An 18,349-nucleotide genomic window follows, 5' to 3' on the forward strand; every position below is an offset into this window, starting at 1 on the left:
GGTGGAGATACCGTGATGACCGATTCCAACCGCGTAATTATTTTCGATACCACCCTGCGTGATGGGGAGCAGAGCCCGGGTGCCTCCATGACCCGTGATGAGAAGGTCCGTATCGCCAAGCAGCTGGAAAAGATGCAGGTAGACGTGATCGAAGCAGGCTTTGCCATGGCCAGCGTGGGCGATTTTGAAGCCGTGAAAGCCGTGGCCGATGCGGTCAGGGAAAGCCGGATCTGCTCGCTGGCCCGTGCGCTGGATGCCGACATTGACCGTGCCGGTGAGGCCCTGCGTGGCGCCAGTGCCGGACGTATTCACACCTTCATCGCCACCTCGCCCATCCACATGAAATACAAGCTGAAGATGGAGCCGGATCAGGTGGTGGAAAACGCCGTACGTGCCATCCGCCGTGCGCGCAACCTGATGGACGATGTGGAGTTCTCGCTGGAGGACGCCAGCCGTACCGAGTTTGATTTCATGTGCCGGATCGTCGAGGCAGCCATTGCCGCAGGTGCCCGCACCATCAATATCCCTGATACCGTGGGCTATGCCCTGCCGGAAGAATTTGGCCATACCATTCGCCGCCTGATTGAAAACGTGCCCAACAGTGATCAGGCCATCATCTCTGTGCACTGTCACAATGATCTGGGTCTGGCTGTCTCCAACTCCATCTCTGCGGTGGCCAACGGCGCCCGTCAGGTGGAATGCACCATCAATGGTCTGGGCGAGCGGGCCGGTAATGCGGCGCTGGAAGAATTCGTCATGGCGCTGCGCACCCGTCACGATGCCATGCAGCTGACCACGGGCATTGTCACCGAGCAGATCGTCCCTGCTTCACGTCTGGTTTCCACCATTACCGGTTTCCCGGTGCAGCCCAACAAGGCCATTGTGGGTGCCAATGCCTTTGCCCATGAGTCCGGCATTCACCAGGATGGCGTGCTCAAACACCGTGAAACCTATGAAATCATGACGGCCCAGAGCGTCGGCTGGCACACCAACCGCATGGTGCTGGGCAAGCACTCCGGCCGCAATGCCTTCCGCTCACGCCTTGAGGAGCTGGGCATCAGCTTCGCGACCGATGCCGAGCTGAATGAAGCCTTCCGCCGTTTCAAAGAGCTGGCTGACAAGAAACACGATATTTTCGATGAAGACCTGCAGGCGCTGGTCAGCGAGCAGCGTGCGGCTGAAGACATGGACGAAGCCTTCCGCCTGACCTACATGAGCGTCACCTCGCAAACCGGTGAGGTGCCGGTGGCCACCGTCGCCCTGATGACTGCCAGTGGCGAAGAAGTGAAGAGCACGGCCGAAGGTTCAGGCCCGGTGGATGCGACCTTCAAGGCCATCGAGAATATTGCCGAGTCAGGCGCCACGCTGGAGCTTTACTCCGTCAATGCCATCACCTCCGGCACCGACTCGCAGGGTGAAGTGACGGTACGACTGGAGAAAGGCGGACGCATCATCAACGGCAACGGTGCCGATACCGACATCGTCATTGCCTCGGCCCGGGCCTATATCAACGCGCTGAACATCATGCTGTCCAATCGCGAGAAAGCGCACCCTCAGGTATGAGGAACGCGTAGCGCGTCATGAAGTAAGGACGTGTTCACCTCTGGTGAGCACGTTTTGCCTGTGTTCATCAGAACAGCAGCCCCAAGAGATGGAAGAGAAGCCAACAGTGGAAACGGCAACGACCGCCCCCATGCGTCCGCAACCCACAATCGATGAAAGCCAGCGCCAGGCGTATCTGGAGGCTATGGGCATTGAGAGCTGGGTGCCGCGTACGGTGCTGCCCGGCGCTGCGCCCTCATGCTACTTCGCGTGGGACTGGGACGGTTCCGCCGCGTCGATGGCAGAGGGGGTGGCCCCGCCACCGGCAGCCGTGCCCGGCGTGGCTCCGATGGAAGAGAGTGCGCCGGCTCCGGTAATGAGCAGAGAATCAGCGCGTGCCGAACTGGTGCCTGCCACTGCCGCACCGGCACCTGTTGCTAAGGCTGTACAGCCTGCACCCGCCAGCCCGGTACGGGAGCGCGCGCTGGCCAGTACCGATACTGCTGAAGTGCCGGAGTTTCATCTGGCCTGCATGGTGTTCTCTGCCGGGGTGGTGCTGACCGAGTTGCCGCTGAAGATGCGCGCACTGGGCGAGCAGCACTTGACGCTGCTGGTGAATCTGCTGACGGCGGTGTCGGGCCGTCGCGAAACCCTTGGCAAGATCAGTTACTTCCGCTGGCCGATGATCCGTACCCGTGGGGTAGATCAGTCTGCAGCGGTGGCCCAGCTCACCCTGCAGCGCTGGCTGGATAAACTCCGACCGGAGCAGCAACCGGCACTGCTGGTGCTGGGCGAGCAGGCGATCCGTCACTGTCTGCAGCTGGACCCTGAACACTGTGACTGGCGTCAGCTGCATACGGCACAGGGCTGGGACGCTGTGGCTGTCAGCCATGGCTTGCATGCTCTGCTCAATATTCCTTCGCTTAAGGCCGAAACCTGGCAGCACGTGCAGGCGCTGCGTCAGCATCTCGCCACCCAGAATGTGCTTACCGCTACTCACTGACGTCAGAGCAAACACCATGTCTATTGTTATCCGTGCACTGGATGCCCTCGCTCTGCCACAGGTGGCTGCCGGTGCGGCGCAGACGTTTCGCCATCCCTGGTCTGTCGCAGCCTTTGCCGACAGTCTCAGTAGCGGGCATTGCCTGCTGGGTATTGAAGTCGACCAGCAGCTGGCGGGGCATGCACTGTTTTCTCAGGTGCTGGATGAAGCTGAACTGCAGACTATGGCTATTTACCCGCAGTGGCAGCGCCGTGGACTGGCCCGTCAGTTACTGCAGCAGGGGATAGAGCAGCTGCGCCAGCAAGGGGTGGTGCGGCTGTTGCTGGAGGTGCGGGCAGGCAATCAGGCGGCCATTCCGCTCTACGAGTCACTGGGTTTTGTGCTCGATGGCCGTCGCAAGGGCTATTACCCGGCAGAGGAAGGTGAAGGGGTGGAAGATGCCCTGCTGATGAGCCTGATGCTTTAACGCGCTAGCAGATTCCTGAAGCTCTGATCGCTAAGCCTGGCAGGTCGTTGAAAATCTATCTGCGTTGCCGAATACCGCGTCAAAAACAGGCTCACAGCCAAAGGCTGAACGTGCTTTAGCACGGCCCCAGAGGGGCGAGCGGAGCGAGTCAAATGCTCATTTAGTTCACTAAACTCCGCTTTTTCTCCTGTTTCTTGTGCCCTCGGGGTATTTCCTTGTCTCGGCTGCCTCGATGACGTTTTTCAACAGCCTGCTAGGCAGTGTGTTCTGGTGGTGGCGCAGGCTGGTTCTGCTCTGGCACCCCGCTGGCGACGGCGGTGACTTTGTCCTGATAAATCCACTGCAGTTGCAGCACTTCGCCGAGGGCCTGACACAGGGTGCGCTGGCGGATCGGCTTGGCCAGCAGGCGTACGGCGCCTGCCGCCAGACAGCTGGCCTCTTCCTCTGAATGAGCCGAGACAATCAGCACCGGTACCGTTGACAGGGTAGGGTGCTGACGCAGCCGCTGGGTGGCTTCCAGACCATTCAGCACCGGCATGCTGATGTCCATCAGGATGGCATCCGGGCGGTGCTGTTCCGCCCGGTGAATGGCTTCCAGCCCATCGGCGGCCTGACTGGTGGTAAAGCCGATGGCGTGCAGCATATGGGTGAGGATGGCGCGATTGGTCACTACATCGTCCACCACCAGAATATGCCGCCGCAGACCCAGATAGCCGACCACGGTCTGCTGACTGAGAGCAGGCACTTCGGTGGCGCGCACGTCCGGCAGCAGTAACTCAAAGCTGAACAGACTGCCCTGGCCAGCCTGGCTCTGTACCTCGATATCTCCCCCCATCAATTGCACCAGCTGGCGGCTGATAGCCAGACCGAGGCCAGTGCCGCCGCGCTGCTGCTGGTTGCCTACCTGCTCGAAGTCGTTGAACAGCAACGGCAGATGTTCTGCGGCAATACCGATGCCGGAGTCGGCGACTTCAAAACGCACATGGTCGGGGCGGCTGCGGCTGACGCGCAGACAGACGTAACCACGGTCAGTGAACTTGATGGCATTGCCAAGCAGGTTGAGCAGCACCTGCTGCAGACGAATATCATCGACGGCGACGTGGTTGGGAATGTCACCAACGACGCACTGCAGATCAATATCCTTGTGTTCAATGCGGACGCGGATCAGCTCCGTCACCTTGCTCAGTAGCTGCGGCAGGTTAATGGTGCGGGGCATCAGGTTGAGTTTGCCCGCTTCGGCCTTGGACAGATCCAGCGCATCGCTGATCAGCGTCAGCAGATATTCACCGCTGAACAGGATGTTATCCAGCCCCTGACTGAGCTGCTCGGCGGAGGTGCTGCTTTTCAGAATCTGCGCATAGCCGAGGATGGCATTCAGTGGTGTGCGCAGCTCGTGATTCATGTTGGCAAGAAAGCGGCTCTTGGCTTCACTGGCGGCTTCCGCCTGCCGGCGGGCGCGGGATTCTTCATCGGCCCGTTGCTGTTCAGACAGGTTGACCACAAAAGCCCAGCCACGATGCTGGGTGTTATGCAGAAAGGCACCGCCGATCAACACCGGAACGGTCTCTCCGCTGGAGTGATAGAACAGCTTGCGGTAGGGCTGGCAGTAGCCATGCTGTCTGAATTCCTCCAGAGCCTGCTGGTCGACACCGTCGCATTCCGGCGGTGTCAGCTGCATCCAGTTCAGTTGATGGTTCTGTAATTCCGCACGACTGTAGCCGAGGGTGGTGAGGAAGTTATCGTTGGCATCGCTGATGCTGCCGTCAAGCTCCCAGAAGAATATCCCGATGATGTTGCTGTCGATGATCCAGCGCAGCCGCTCCTCACGCTCACGCAGTGCCGCTGCGGTGGCCTGCAGTGCCCGGGTGCGCTGCTGGATGCGCTCACTCATCTGATTGATGCCCTGCTGCAGCAGGCCCAGCTCATCCTGTGCGCTGGCGGCGGGCAGCTGAAACAGGGTGCCGGCCTCGATCTGCTGCATGCCTTCCAGCGTCTGACCAATTCGCCCTAAATACTGGCGGCCAAACACCTGAAAGACGATAAAGCTGGAGATCAGCACGGCGAACGTGATCAGCCCGACCAGCTGCAGAAAGGTGTATTTCACCTGCCGCAGTTCGGCCATGTCGATGGAAATGCCAATCAGCCAGTTGAGGGTGGGGATGCGCTGAAAGGCCGTGAACTGTTCTTCATGGTCCTGATCATCCTGCAGTGACGATGTATGTACCCAGACCCCACTGCGCTGAGTGAACATGGTATTGACCGGTGCTGATTCCAGTGCGGCACCGCTGTCCAGCGCAGGGTGGTAAACCACGCGCTGACCGACGCCGTCGACGATAAACAGCTGTGCTGTGCTGAAGTGTTCCAGACCCTGCAGCCTGGCCTGCTGCTGCTGTGCCTGTCGCACGGCGGCACGCAGACCAGAGCGGTTAAGGTCCTGCAGAATGGCCTGACTGGCATTCTGCAGCTCCAGCGTCTGCAGCTGCTGCTGAAAGTGCAGCACCAGCCGGTCGATCATGGTGCTGCCCGCGATCACCACGGCGGTGGTCATCAGCAGCACCATCAGCAGGGACAGCAGACTCAGACGGGTCATGATTTTCATGGTCAGCATCCGCCTGCAGACGGCCGCTGCTTCAATACATCAGAAGTCATACTGATCGACATTGTCTCTGGTAAATATCAATACCGGCAGATTGACCTGCAGGCTGGTGTCATCGGCGCGCGGGGTCATCAGGCCAAGGTGGCCGGCAGCAAAGGGCTGACCGGCATGCAGCTTGCCCTGCAGCAGATTGTAGGCACTGTATACGGTGAGGTAGCCGTGATCAGGCGCGTTCCATAACAACACCTTATGCACTACGCCGCGTTTTAGATAAGGGCGCATCTGATTGGGTGTGGAGTTGCCCACCAGCGCGACCTTGCCTGCCAGCCCCGCTTCTTCCAGTGCCCGCGCAGCGCCGGGCAGATTCGGTGAGCCAAGGGCGATCAGCCCCCTCAGCTGGGGGTTGGTATTGAGCAGGTCGCGGGTGACGCGATAAGACTCCTCCGAACTTTCTCCTGCCGGGCGGATATCGACAATTTTCAGCCCGGGGTCGTGGGCATAAAGGTGGCTTTTGATAGCCGCAATCCAGTTGGACTGGTTGGGGGCGTAGAAGGTGGTGGTGATAATGGCCACTTCGCCGCTGTGGCCCATCTGCTCTACCAGTGCATCGACCATGGCGGTGCCGAAGGCCTGATAGTCGACCAGATTGACGAAAAACTCGCGCAGATCCGTATCTCCGTCCCAGCTCATCACATGAATGCCTGCCGCCTGCGCCTGTTGCAGCACAGGTACAATGGCGACCGGATCGTTAGCAGCCACGGCGATCACATCAGGGTGACTGGGAATGTAGTGCTCGACCAGTTCGATCTGTTTCTCCACCCGGTCCAACGTGGGGCCGGCCCAGATCACCTTCAGGTCTGGCAGTTCGGCAGCAGCCTGGTCGATACCCTGTTTCACCGCATCGTAATAGCCGATGCCTACCAGTTTGGGGATAACCACCAGCGTATGAGTCGGCGCGGCCTGGCTGATCTGCAGGGTCGCTGCGATCAGCATTCCCCCGGCCAGTCTGACAAGCGCAGCCAGCATGGCTGTTCTCCTCTCAAGGGTAGCGTCTAGCAAGCTTAGGAAGGGGGGCGATATTCGTCCACCTGCGCGGCGGGGCTGACGTCATGCAGGGTGTAATTGTGGTTATGGGAGCAGAACACGGGCCTGTGGTGAGTGCTGTCGGGTGCGCTGTCGTGGTGCGTCGCGCGGCCTGCTGGTGTGCAGAAATGAGCCTGATGAGTCGTGATAACCCGCCAGTGTTGGTGCAGCTGCGGGGCGTTTTCAGGCGGTTTTCCTGTGCTGGCGGCTGAGAGGGGGCGTGGTATGGACTTTGCTGACGCTTAGCTGACTGTAAACACGCTGTGAGGGAGGAGTGCCGTTGTCAAAAAGCTGCCTGAGCAGGGGAGGCAGGATCGGGCTGATGGTATCGATCCTGCTGCTGGTGGCCGGTATCGGCCTGATACTGATGATGCAGGTATGGCCCGGGCTGATCCTGATCGGGCTGGCCATGATACTGCTGCTGGCCGGACTCTACAGCCTGAGCTGTGATCTTGATCAGTTGCAGCACTGGGCCGGGCGGATGGCCAGTGACGCCGCACCCCGGCAGGACGGGCTGACCCCGCTGCTGCAGGGCGTACTGCAACCGCTGGCCCAGCCACTGGGCAGTGCCATGCGCGAGATGCAGCGGCGACAGCAGGAGGCTCATGAACGTGTGGCGGAGATCAGCTATTCCACCCAGGAGCTGTCCCGCGCCGCCAGTCAGCTGGCCGATAACACTCAGCGTCAGTCGCAGGCCACGTCTTCCAGTGCGGCGGCGGTAACGCAAATCAGCCACAGCATCGAGGACATCAATCAGCGTATCAGCCATACCCGTGATGCGTCCGAAGCTTCCCGCAGCCTGACCGCGGCCGGTATGAATGCGCTGGGTGCTTCGCGGCAGGCAGTGGAGCAGGTCACCACCCTGGCCCGTCAGGCCGCCGGTGAAGTGGGCAGTCTGGAACAGCAGACGGCGACCGTGGCTGAGCTGTCGGCGGCCATTCGTGATATAGCCGCCCAGACCAATCTGCTGGCGCTCAATGCCGCCATCGAAGCCGCCCGGGCCGGGGAAATGGGCCGGGGTTTCGCGGTCGTCGCCGATGAGGTTCGGCAACTGGCACAACGCAGCCACGAATGTGCCAATCACATCACCAGCAGCATTGATCAGGTACAGACGCAGATGCTGCGGGTGCGCGAGCAAATGCAGCAGGTCCTGGCCAGTGGCGACAGCTGTGTCCTGTCGGCCAGTGAGGCCGAATCGGCTCTGCTGCGTATCCGTGAGCAAAGCGACAGCATTGCCGATCAGATTCATACGGTGGTGGTGGCCTTTGAGCAGCAAAGCGCCGCGACCCGCGACATTTCCCGCCATATCGAAGAGGTGGCCAGCGTGTCCACGGCCAATAGCGACATGGCTGAACAGACCTCACGGATTACCCATCATCTCTATCAGCTGACCGGTGCCAGCGGGCGCCAGCCGCTATCACAGCAGTGACCTTTACATCCACCATTTCACACACCTTGCGGGGAGGAACGCGCCACCATGAGCTGGACAACCTGGGCAATGATCGGCATCGGTCTGGGGCTGCTGAGTGCCCTGGCGGTCTGGTTCTGGCGGCAACAACGACGTCAGCAGCAACAGGAATTGCTGACGGGTGTCCGTCTGATTCAGGCGATGCGCACGCTGCTGGCTCACTTCCAGCAGCATCGTGGTTTCAGTACCGGGCTGCTCAATGGCGATCTGTCGCTGGCGGGGGAGCTGGAAAAGCTGCAGGGGGCGATCCGTCGCGATATTCAGGAGCTGCTCGCCATTGATAGCTGGCTGACCGGCAATGAGCGCTGGCAGGGCATGGCCGATCACTGGCAGCGGTTGCAGGGCAGCTACCGGCAGCTCGAAGCCGAGCAGAACCTGCTGCAGCACAACCGGCTGATCACCAACCTGCTGTACCTGATGGAAGACACCGGTGAGTGGTTTGGTCTGACCACTCTGGCACAGGTTGATAGTGAACAGATGCGGCGCATCTGGCGTGATCTGCTGCAGGCCGCTGAAAATATCGGGCAGGCCCGGGCACTGGGCACCGGTGTGGCCGCCGCGGGTCGCTGCAGCAGCGTTGCCCGTATCCGGCTGAGTTACCTCCGTGGTCGTATCCAGCTGGCACTGGAGTCGAGCCTCCAGCATGTCAACGCCAGTGGGGATGACCGTGCTCAGGTGCAGGCCTTTCTGCGGTTGATTGATGAGCAGCTGCTGGTCGAGCGGGTCAGTATCAGTCCCAAGGATTACTTTCAGCAGGCGACGCAGGTGCTGGAGCGCCTGTATGCGCTGTTCGATCAGGAGATGGATGGACTGCGCAGCCGCCTGAGCTGAGAGCCTGTTCACGATCTGAAAGCATGTTCTGAACACGGTGCCTGCGTATGGCAGGCACCGTGGGCTGAGGTTTAGCAGGCTGTTGAAAAACGATCTGCGTTGCCGAATACCGCGTCAAAAACAGGCTCACAGCCAAAGGCTGAACGTGCTTTAGCACGGCCCCAGAGGGGCGAGCGGAGCGAGTCAAATGCTCATTTAGTTCACTAAACTCCGCTTTTTCGCCTGTTTTTTGTGCCCTCGGGGTATTTCCTTGTCTCGGTGGCCTCGATCACGTTTTTCAACGGCCTGTTAGGAAGAGGGATCAACGCAGGCCTGAGGAACCTTGTCACGCTGGAAGTAAGACCACTGCTGCAGAGCGATCTGCAACTGCAATGAGGTATCCAGATTGAGCAGCTGGCCGTATTCGCCGCCTGCCGGTTGCATGGGGAAGGTCAGGGTCTGGAAGTAGTTGCTGTTGTCCTGACTGTACTGCTCGCACAGCCCGTCGAAGCCAAAGATGGGCGGGCTGAAGGCGCCGGCAAAGAACGAGTTGCCGGCCTTGTTGGCATAGGCGCCGCCATGACAGGACAGACAGGAGCTGAGCTTGTTATCCACCGGGCCCGCCAACCTGCCTTCACAGCCGAAATGCTCGGCCCGCACATTGAGATTGTCGCGGTTCAGCACACTCTGCCGGGCGCGGATGCTGGCGGATTTGGGCACGGCCGGGAAGGTCCAGGGGTCCATCCCCCACTGCAGGCCGACCGGGCTCAGATTTTCCCAGACATTCTTGCCGCCCAGATCCCCGTTATAGGCAAAGGTGCCAAACACCCAGCGGGTGGGAGACTGCGGATTGACCACGGCGACATCCATCTGCACCAGATGCACCAGCTGTGGCTGGCGCTCACAGTAGAACTGGTTGTCTTTCTCCACATGGCGGTCTGCCTGCCACTGCGGGCTGCCGTGCAGATAGGGCACATCCTTGGGGGAGGCGGAGGAAAACAGCAGCTTCACCACCACCGTGCCGGTGGCGAAAGGCATACCACTCTGCGCAGCTACCCCCTGATAGTCGCCAAAGCGCGGGTTGCCCTGCTGGTCCCAGGCCTGCCCCAGCGAGTAGGCACCGACATCGTTGTAGTAGGCCACCGCCCAGGTCTCAAACTGGGCCTGGGGGTCAGTGGCCCCGACCAGCGTATGCGGGCTGGTGCCAAGGCCATGCAGATTGCGGCGGCTGCCGTGGAAGTCACTGAGTACGGCGGTGCGTTCATTGGTCAGACCGTGGATAAACTCGCGGCCAGAGGTCGGGTCATAGGCCATCCAGGGCACGCTGTACCAGCGGGTCTTGCCATCCACCTGAGTGTTGAAGCCCTGGGCATTGTTGAGGTCATCACTCTGCCCTTCGCGGACGTAGCTGAGAATGCTCTGAATGTAGCTGTTCCAGGTGGCATCCCATTGCGGCACGCCTTCCTTGCCGAAACGGGTCTGGAACAGGCTGGCCGGGTAGCCCAGCCAGGGGCAGTGCTGGCTGTCACAGGTTGCCGGCGGCGTGGTCGGGTAGGCGTCGCTGAGCTGGAACACCGGCCCGTTCCAGCCTGCCGGTGGTGGTGTGACGGCATTGCGGTAGGCCAGTTGTTCGGCGCTGTTATCCGCCTGACAGAGTAGGCTGCTCAGGCTGAGTGTCAGCAACAGCCAGCGTGATGGAGTGAGAGTGGGCCGCATAGTGATCTCCCGTTATGCCGTGTACTGGCTGATGACCCTGAGAAACTCGGCGTAGACCCGTTCACGGTCGGCACTCATGGCCACCTCGATCACGGCGCCATCGGTATCAGGAATCAGCTCACCGGAGTGATCGTCTTCTTCATCCAGCTGCTGTTCGACCCGCAGCGTAAAGCGCTCGCTCTGCACCAGGCCCGGATCGACCAGCACTTCTGCTGCCAGTGGATCCCAGAAGTCCAGATACTTACCGATACCCGGGGCAATGGTGCTGCTGTTCAGTACCTGTGTCAGAAAGCGGGCGGGAGCGTTGTCGATGGCAGCCAGTTGTTCCACCAGTGCCTGGGTAATGGGCACCTGCTGAGTGGCATTGAGTGCAACCAGCGTGATGGGGATGCCACTGTCGAAGATGTACTGGGCGCCAAGCGGATCAATAAAGATATTCCACTCCGCCACTTTGTTGGTGTAGTAGGGCTGGTCGCCCAGCGTGGGCTGGATATTGCCCTCGGCCCCGCGCTCCTCGCCGACATAGCGGGGGAGCAGGTTGCCGCCCATCATCACGATACGGCTGATTTTCTGCTGGCAGCAGCGACGTAGCTCCGGGTCGGTGCCCGCCTGCTGAAACAGCCTGCCCCAGTTGCTGCCACCGCCAATGCAGAGCACGGTAACGGGCTGACGGCAGGTGCGCAGATAGTCCTTGAGAAAGCTCACCGCATCCCTGATTACCGGTTTGGGATTACTGCCGGGGAACTCGGCTTCGTAGTGCTCATCGGCGGCCTTGCGGGCATCGTAGGGGAAGGTATTGCTGTAGATCATCGGCGCGCGGGCACCGGCGGCCACCGGGATCGCGTGAACGGCCGGGTCATCCAGCAGTAGCAGCATATCGTTGACGTTGCGTACACCGTGGCTCAGGTGCACATCGCCGCTGCCGGTCACGGTAATGCCCTGCACGCTGACGCCGGGATGCATCAGTAAATAGAGCATGGCCATGTAATCATCAAAATCGACGTCGGTATCGATCAGTACGGGAATGCGGGTGGGCATGGCGTCCTTCCTTGCGAGTGGCTGAGAGTGCATTTCGGAATGCGTTCTTATATGACCAGTAAGAGCATAGTTCAGTCAGTCCGAAGCGCCATATCGAGGCGGTCTCTTCACCAGAGCCTGCCTTGTTTGCCAACGCCGTCTGGCCGACGCGTAGCAGATCGCAGACAGGCTGGAATCCCGACCGGTAAGGCGGAGAGGTCAAACCGCTGGTTGGGGGGCAAAGGGCGGGGTGGCAAATTCCACCCGGTTGCGACCGTGGGATTTGGCCTGATACAACGCCTGATCGGCCCGCGCCAGCGTGGTGGTCACGGCTTCGCCGGGCTGACGGGTGGCAATGCCGAAACTGGCCGTCTGCGGCTGCCGGTGAGGATAGCTGTGGGCGGCGATCAGCTGACACAGGCGCTCGGCCAGTGCGATGGCGTGTTCTGCGCTGGTGTGCGGGCACAGCACGATAAATTCTTCTCCGCCCCAGCGCCCGACCAGATCATCGTCGCGGCTGTGCCGGCGCAGGACCGAGGCGATTTCCTTCAGTACCTTGTCGCCCATGGGGTGGCCAAAGCGGTCATTGACCATCTTGAAGTGATCCACATCCAGCAGAATCACCGACAGCGGCTGCTGGCTCAGTTCTGCCAGCTGCGCTTCGCTGCTGGCCAGCTGGTCAGTCTTCATACGGTTGAACAGACCGGTCAGGGCGTCAGTGCTGGACAGCTGCTCCAGCCGCTGGTTCTGTACCGCGATGGAGGCATTAGCCTGACGCAGCTCATCGTGCGCCTGCTGCAACAGGCGATTACTGCGGTGCAGACTGTGCTGACGCCAGGCCAGCAGCAGGGCAATCAGGGTGAAGATCGCCAGTACCTGCCAGACCCGCCGGTAGTCGATACGCTGATCAAAACGGACCTGATTCCAGCTGGAAATAATACGGTTGCGGGCCTGCTGGCCGCTGTCACTGTCGAGGCTGGTAATGGCCCGTTGCAGCAGACCCAGCAGGGCGTCTTCACCACTGCGTACGGCAAAGTGCAGATCAAGACGCTGATCGCTGCTCCCGGCAATTTTCAGATTGACGAAATTGCCCTGCTGGATGGCGCGGGCAATGGCCAGTGTGCCACCGAGCATACCGAACACTTCCTTGTTCTCCACCAGTCGCAGACCTTCCTGCATGGAGCTGACCGGGAACAGTCGCAACTGTGGCTGGCTGCGACTCAGCGCCTGCATGGTCGGGCTGTTGCGCAGCACGGCCAGAGGCTGATTGCCGACACTGCTGAGGTTGTCGACAAAGTGCTGTTCGGTGCGGGTGGCAATCACTACCGGAATGGACAGATAAGGGGCGGTGAGCCTGAGGCCGCTGGCCTGCATGGCCGGATCATCGATGGCTGACAGCAGCAGATCACACTTGCCATCCTGCAGGGCTGCCAGCGCCGCGCTCCAGCTGGCAGTGGGGTAGAACTGAAAATCCAGATGCAGGCGGCTGCTGAACAGTGCCAGTAAGTCGGCACTGACGCCCTGATGACTGCCATTGTTCTGGCTGTCGTAGGGGGCCCAGTCACTGCGTGAGCAGTAGCTGACCCGGTTATGCTGCTGGATGTACTGACGGTCGGCGTCGGTAAACAGGGCCTTGTCGATGCTGCCGAGATTGCTGATCCAGCGCTTCTGCAGCTGGTTCAGCTGTTGCGGAATCAGGTTGTCGGCGGCCTTCTGCAGCAGGCTGGCCAGCACACCGGCATCACTTTTAAGGCTCAGCTGCTCGTTTTCCACTTCCAGCAGCGGGCTGTGCAGGCTGATGGCGGCGCTGAGATTGGGATAGAGATGCAGCTGGGTGGCGTACTGCAGAATCGGCATGGCGCCCAGTGCGGCATCGGCCTGACCGCGAGACACCAGCTGCAGGCAGTGGCTGACATCAGTGCAACTGACAAAGTGGATGGCGGGGAAGTAACGACCCAGACGTTCGGCATCGTAAACGCTGTCGAGCAGGGCCAGACGTTTGTTTTGCAGCGCCTCCAGTGAGCTGACGGGATCCATATTGGCGCGGGTGACCAGCCCCAGCGTAAAGGACGCGTAGGCAGGCAGTTGCTGCAGCGAGCCATCTTCCGGCAGCCGGCCACTGTTGAGGGCGATATCGATACGCTGCTGTTGCAGCGCCTGATTGAGGTCTTCCGGGGCAAACTCGCTGAACTGCAGGTGACTGCCCAGCTCCTTGGCCAGCAGCTGTACGTAGTCAATATCAAAGCCCTGGGCTTCTCCGCTGCCGAACATACTGAACGGTGCACGGGTGCTGTAGCCCACGCGCAACACCGGATGTTGCTGCAGATAGCGCTGCTCTTCGGCGGACAGGCTGATATTGCTGAAAGGCGTCTGCACAAAACCCAGCAGGCGGTCCTTGGCGTTGGCCGGTGCCTGACCGCTGCTGATGTAAAGGTCGGCGAGGTTGTCGATACGGCGCGGATCTACTGAACCGAGGGGGAAGACATCATGCAGGGTCAGTCGTTCCAGCTCGTTGGCCTCAAACAGCAGGGCATCGCGGGATTTGCGTTTGGAATAGTGATTCAGAATCAGATCAACCATTTCCTCCTTATGGGCAAAGGCGTACTGCCAGCCCTTGATGGAGGCACGCACGAAGCGGGCGCTGAGGGTGGGGTCGGCCGCCATCACCTGTTCGCTGGTGAAAATGTTGGAATCGTAGGCATTAGCGCCGTAACTGGCCGGGTTGAGCACGTTGTGCGGCACCTTGTCACGGCGCAGGAAGTACATCTCGTTGGAGGAGAACACCGACACCGCATCCACCTTGCCCTGCTTGAAATCGTCGATGCTCCAGCTGTGCGGCACCACCTGAAAATCCCGTGGCGAGACATTGAAATAGCTGAACATGGCGAGGAAGGGGGCGGACTGCAGCTCATTGGCTGAGGCCATCACCCGTTTGCCGCGCAGGTCATTGGGGCTGAGGATATCGGGGCTGGTGACCAGCACCAGTGGGGAGACCTTGAAGAAGTTGGCGACCAGCACCACCGGTTCACCCTGCAGACGGTTAAGTACGATCTCCGAGTTGATATGGCCAAACTGGGCACGACCGCTCAGCACTTCCTGCAGTGGGGTCTCGCCGGACTCCAGTTCACGGATGTCGACATCCAGCCCTTCATCGGCGTAATAGCCCTGTTCTCTGGCCGCATAGTAACCAGCAAACTCAAACTGGTGTTTCCACGACATCTGAAAACGCACCTTGGTCAGGGGCGCAGCAAAACTCTGAGCGGCCAGCAGCAGGCAACCCAGCAGGCAGAGAAAAGGCAGCAGACGACGTATGACAGGTGATGCCATGGACGGACACCTTGGATCCAGAGGTTTCAAAACGTAGCAGAATCCGCGGCGGGGTGCTATCCATGCAAAAGGCTATGTGGTCAAAGGTAACAGCACGGGCTGGCCCCGGAGGCGGGCCGATCAGGAGCAACGGGGTGGAGATCAGTGCAGGCTCGACTGATCTCCACAATGGCAACTGAGGCGGGTTACTACAGCCACAGAGCCGCGGCACAGCCGCACAGGGTCATCACAAACAGGAACCACTTGAGTACTGAAGCGGGCGCTTTGATCGCCATTTTTACGGCCAGATGAGCGCCCGTCATGGTGCCCAGACCGAGGATCAGCCCCGGTACCCAGTCCACCTGTCCGCGCACAACGAACACCACCAGTGCTACCAGCGTGAAGGCCAGGCTGCACACCAGTTTCATTGCATTGGCGCGCACCAGATCGTAACGCAGGCTGCCAGCCAGGGCTGCAATCAGGATAAAGCCGACACCTGCCTGCACAAAGCCGCCGTAGATACCGGCCAGAAACAACACCCACCAGGCACTGGGAGTCTGCTTCATGGTACGTGCCGGTGTACCCGGTGGCGGCGCGATGACCGACGGCCGGATCAGCATGACGATGGCCATGGTCAGCATGGTGCCGAGCAGCATCGGCTTCAGCCAGCTGCTGGGCGCATAGGAGGCAATGATACTGCCGAGCAGGCCCCCGCTGATGGTGGGCCAGAGGATGGGACGAATTTCTTCCACCGGCAGCTGATTGTGCCGCTTGAAGCCAAGACTACCGACCAGACACTGCAGGGCGACACCCACGCGGTTGGTGGCATTGGCCACCTCCGGCGGCATGCCCAGCACCATCAGGGCGGGAAGGGTCAGGTTGGAGCCACCACCGGCCAGGGTGTTGATCACACCGGCGATCAGGCCGACCACCACCAGCAACAGCCAATAGCTGAGGGTATCCATAGGGTTTCCTTGTGTTGTTGTTATGTACTTGTCCGCCCGCCGGGGTTATCAGCGCAGCGTCGTTCAGGGCATGTGGCGGGCAAGGATAGACTGGCAGGCGCCCATTGGCCATCCAGATGGGCGCGACAGGCTGTTGTCAGACAGTCAGGAAGAGCAATGAAGGAAGAAAGGCCGTCAGAGGGTAGGGGCAGAGCCTGTTCAGAGCTGGCTGACCTGACGTAATGCCAGCTGCAGCAGCCGCGCATCATCACCAGCACGGTGACGGGTCAGTTTGAAGGTGCGAACGACCTGATCCTTGATGGCGCCCCAGTAGGTGGCCTGCTTTTCTGTCAGCAGCCGGCGCAGGGAGTCGAGTTTGAAGTGCTGGTTGACGCCTGCATGGTAGAACAGCAGTGATAGCCAGGTGCTGTCAAAGCCCCAGGCGTCTGAATAGACCGTCTGTCCGGCCAGCAGGGCGTTGAGATGTTGTGCTACAACCCGGGCGGGCAGCCCTTCACGCAGTAACATCTCGCGCTTGATCCGGTGGATGCTGGCAGCCTCTTCGCTCCAGTGGGTCCACTCCGGCTCAGGATGAATCAGCACGCTTTCGCAGCTGCCATCCGCCAGGGCCAGTCCCACCTCAATAGGGTAGCTGCCGGAGCCGAATCCGGAGGCTTCGATGTCGAGAATAATGGGAAGGCTTTCTTTCAAGATGTGCTCCGGCTTGTCCCAGTAAAGATGTACTGGCCTATAATGTCGCCCGCAGAAACGTTTGATGATTCACTATCCGTCCTGCCCTTGATATGGCGCAGGTCATGGGGATCCTGAATGCGTTCTGATGGGCAGAATACTGCAGCGTCCGGCATCTGTCTGTTGCCCCGACGCGGATACGTCTGGGACGGTCCTGCAAAAACCTGCTAATCATACGGAGCAAGGGATAAATGGTACAACCTGCACAACGTATTTTAGTGATTGGCGGCGGTATTTCCGGTCTGTCTGCGGCGTGGTTTATGCAACAACAGGGCCATGATGTCCATGTGCTGGAAGCCGGGGAGCGGGCCGGGGGCAATCTGCGCACGCTGCGTGAAGAGGGCTATCTGGTCGAAGCCGGGCCGAATTCGACCCTGGACAGTTCCCCGGGCCTCGGCCAGCTGATCGAAGGCCTTGGCCTGCAAACCGAGCGGGTTGCCCCCAGTGCACTGGCCCGACGCCGCTTTGTGGTGCGCGATGGTCAGTTGCAGGCGCTGCCGGGCAGCCCCACTGCTTTTCTTTCCACCGCTCTGTTCAGCTGGCCTGCCAAGCTGCGCCTCTGTGCCGAGCCTTTTATCGGCAGGGCGAAGAATGAAGAAAGTATCGCCAGCTTTGTTCGCCGCCGCCTCGGTCGGGAGTTTCTCGACTATGCCATCAATCCCTTTGTTTCCGGTGTCTATGCCGGTGATCCCGAGCGCCTGTCGGTGCAGGCGGCGACGGCGAAAGTATATGCACTGGAAGCCCGGCATGGCTCTCTGATCAAAGGCGGCATCGCCCTGATGAAGGCACGTAAAAGTCGCCAGCTGGAGACCGGCCCCAGCGGCACCATGGTCAGTTTTCGCCATGGCATGCAGCAGCTGACTGAGGCACTGGCTGGTGCGCTGGGCAACCGCCTGCACTGCGGAGTGCAGGTCGATCTGCTGCGCCGTGATGAGCAGGGCTGGCAGGTCATTGCCGGTGAACGCCACTGGCAGGCGCAGCAGGTGATTCTCGCCACGCCGGCTCCGGTCAGCGCACGTCTGCTGGCGCCACTGGCACCGGCGGCCAGTGAGGCGCTGGCGCAGATGGTTTATCCCCAGGTGGTGTCGGTCTCCATGGGGTTTGATGCGACACAGATTGCCCATCCGCTGGATGGCTTTGGCATGCTGATGCCCCGTTGTGAAGGCATCGACACCCTGGGCACCCTGTTTCCCTCCAGTCTGTTCGAGCAGCGGGCACCGGCCGGTAAGGTATTGCTGACGTCTTTTATCGGCGGGCGTCTGAACCCGGTGGTCGCACAACGCCGCGATGATGAGATCGCAGCACAGGTGCTGGCGGATATTCGCCCCTTGCTGGGTATCAGCGGGGAGGCGGAGAAGTGCTGGGTCACACGCTGGCCAGCGGCCATCCCCCAGTATGAACTGGGTCATCTGCAGCGCCTGCAGCAGATAGACACGGCACTGGCTGCCCTGCCGGGCCTGCATTGTCGCAGCAACTGGCGTGACGGTATTGCGGTGGCTGACTGTATCGAGCAGGCGAGACTGCTTGCTGAGCGCCTGAGCGCCTGAGCGCCTGAGCGCCTGAGCGCCTGAGCGCCTGAGCATGGGGCATAACTGTTCTGAGTGGCGCCGGAGGGCAGGCAGCACTCATGGGCAGCGGAAAAACTCTG

At 60.6% G+C, this 18,349-nt stretch carries 13 protein-coding genes; 6 read left to right on the plus strand and 7 right to left on the minus strand.

All coding sequences use genetic code 11. From position 1 onward, the window contains the following. Positions 1-15 precede the first annotated feature (15 nt). From QCD60_RS15505 to rimI, 3 genes are all read left to right on the plus strand, one after another. A complete protein-coding gene (locus tag QCD60_RS15505) occupies positions 16-1,563 on the plus strand; it encodes a 2-isopropylmalate synthase (RefSeq protein WP_279786803.1) in 1,548 nt (515 codons plus the stop codon). Positions 1,564-1,651: 88 nt separating this feature from the next. Further along, on the plus strand, positions 1,652-2,545 hold the full coding sequence (locus QCD60_RS15510) for a hypothetical protein (RefSeq protein WP_279786805.1): 894 nt from the start codon (positions 1,652-1,654) through the stop codon (positions 2,543-2,545). Positions 2,546-2,561: 16 nt separating this feature from the next. Beyond that, complete coding sequence (gene rimI, locus QCD60_RS15515) at positions 2,562-3,011, plus strand: ribosomal protein S18-alanine N-acetyltransferase (RefSeq protein ID WP_279786807.1); 450 nt, start codon at positions 2,562-2,564, stop codon at positions 3,009-3,011. A 253-nt stretch (positions 3,012-3,264) separates the two neighbouring features. Here rimI and QCD60_RS15520 read toward each other — a convergent pair whose 3' ends face one another. Both QCD60_RS15520 and QCD60_RS15525 read right to left on the minus strand, forming a co-directional pair. Continuing rightward, a complete protein-coding gene (locus QCD60_RS15520) occupies positions 3,265-5,610 on the minus strand; it encodes an ATP-binding protein (protein WP_279786809.1) in 2,346 nt (781 codons plus the stop codon). 39 nt (positions 5,611-5,649) lie between these two features. Next, entirely contained in the window at positions 5,650-6,633 is a 984-nt protein-coding gene (locus tag QCD60_RS15525) for a substrate-binding domain-containing protein (protein WP_279786811.1), read from the minus strand. 379 nt (positions 6,634-7,012) lie between these two features. Between QCD60_RS15525 and QCD60_RS15530 the strand changes: the two genes are divergently transcribed. Both QCD60_RS15530 and QCD60_RS15535 read left to right on the plus strand, forming a co-directional pair. Then, complete coding sequence (locus QCD60_RS15530) at positions 7,013-8,119, plus strand: methyl-accepting chemotaxis protein (protein WP_279786813.1); 1,107 nt, start codon at positions 7,013-7,015, stop codon at positions 8,117-8,119. A gap of 48 nt (positions 8,120-8,167) precedes the next feature. Next, positions 8,168-8,989 carry a nitrate- and nitrite sensing domain-containing protein gene (locus QCD60_RS15535; protein ID WP_279786816.1) on the plus strand — a complete coding sequence of 274 codons (822 nt, stop codon included), beginning with the start codon at positions 8,168-8,170 and terminating at the stop codon, positions 8,987-8,989. A 288-nt stretch (positions 8,990-9,277) separates the two neighbouring features. On the opposite strand, the gene QCD60_RS15540 is transcribed toward QCD60_RS15535, so the two are convergent. From QCD60_RS15540 to QCD60_RS15560, 5 genes are all read right to left on the minus strand, one after another. Continuing rightward, entirely contained in the window at positions 9,278-10,684 is a 1,407-nt protein-coding gene (locus QCD60_RS15540; protein ID WP_279786818.1) for a hypothetical protein, read from the minus strand. A gap of 12 nt (positions 10,685-10,696) precedes the next feature. Further along, a complete protein-coding gene (locus QCD60_RS15545) occupies positions 10,697-11,722 on the minus strand; it encodes a nucleoside hydrolase (protein WP_279786820.1) in 1,026 nt (341 codons plus the stop codon). A 198-nt stretch (positions 11,723-11,920) separates the two neighbouring features. After that, positions 11,921-15,028 carry a transporter substrate-binding domain-containing protein gene (locus tag QCD60_RS15550; protein WP_279786822.1) on the minus strand — a complete coding sequence of 1,036 codons (3,108 nt, stop codon included), beginning with the start codon at positions 15,026-15,028 and terminating at the stop codon, positions 11,921-11,923. 188 nt (positions 15,029-15,216) lie between these two features. Then, complete coding sequence (locus QCD60_RS15555) at positions 15,217-15,972, minus strand: sulfite exporter TauE/SafE family protein (RefSeq protein WP_279786824.1); 756 nt, start codon at positions 15,970-15,972, stop codon at positions 15,217-15,219. A 198-nt stretch (positions 15,973-16,170) separates the two neighbouring features. After that, a complete protein-coding gene (locus QCD60_RS15560) occupies positions 16,171-16,662 on the minus strand; it encodes a hypothetical protein (protein ID WP_279786826.1) in 492 nt (163 codons plus the stop codon). A 230-nt stretch (positions 16,663-16,892) separates the two neighbouring features. On the opposite strand from QCD60_RS15560, the gene hemG reads away from it, so the two are divergent. Next, complete coding sequence (gene hemG, locus QCD60_RS15565) at positions 16,893-18,248, plus strand: protoporphyrinogen oxidase (RefSeq protein ID WP_279786828.1); 1,356 nt, start codon at positions 16,893-16,895, stop codon at positions 18,246-18,248. Positions 18,249-18,349: the final 101 nt, after the last annotated feature.

The organism is Pokkaliibacter sp. MBI-7 (assembly GCF_029846635.1).
In the GTDB taxonomy this organism is placed as follows: Bacteria; Pseudomonadota; Gammaproteobacteria; order Pseudomonadales; family Balneatricaceae; genus Pokkaliibacter.

Bases quoted from the DNA above. Each gene is read 5' to 3' on its own strand.
- QCD60_RS15505 (WP_279786803.1), top strand. From the start codon at position 16: ATGACCGATTCCAACCGCGTAATTATTTTCGATACCACCCTGCGTGAT.
- QCD60_RS15510 (WP_279786805.1), top strand. From the start codon at position 1,652: ATGGAAGAGAAGCCAACAGTGGAAACGGCAACGACCGCCCCCATGCGT.
- rimI (WP_279786807.1), top strand. From the start codon at position 2,562: ATGTCTATTGTTATCCGTGCACTGGATGCCCTCGCTCTGCCACAGGTG.
- QCD60_RS15520 (WP_279786809.1), bottom strand. From the start codon at position 5,610: ATGAAAATCATGACCCGTCTGAGTCTGCTGTCCCTGCTGATGGTGCTG.
- QCD60_RS15525 (WP_279786811.1), bottom strand. From the start codon at position 6,633: ATGCTGGCTGCGCTTGTCAGACTGGCCGGGGGAATGCTGATCGCAGCG.
- QCD60_RS15530 (WP_279786813.1), top strand. From the start codon at position 7,013: ATGGTATCGATCCTGCTGCTGGTGGCCGGTATCGGCCTGATACTGATG.
- QCD60_RS15535 (WP_279786816.1), top strand. From the start codon at position 8,168: ATGAGCTGGACAACCTGGGCAATGATCGGCATCGGTCTGGGGCTGCTG.
- QCD60_RS15540 (WP_279786818.1), bottom strand. From the start codon at position 10,684: ATGCGGCCCACTCTCACTCCATCACGCTGGCTGTTGCTGACACTCAGC.
- QCD60_RS15545 (WP_279786820.1), bottom strand. From the start codon at position 11,722: ATGCCCACCCGCATTCCCGTACTGATCGATACCGACGTCGATTTTGAT.
- QCD60_RS15550 (WP_279786822.1), bottom strand. From the start codon at position 15,028: ATGGCATCACCTGTCATACGTCGTCTGCTGCCTTTTCTCTGCCTGCTG.
- QCD60_RS15555 (WP_279786824.1), bottom strand. From the start codon at position 15,972: ATGGATACCCTCAGCTATTGGCTGTTGCTGGTGGTGGTCGGCCTGATC.
- hemG (WP_279786828.1), top strand. From the start codon at position 16,893: ATGGTACAACCTGCACAACGTATTTTAGTGATTGGCGGCGGTATTTCC.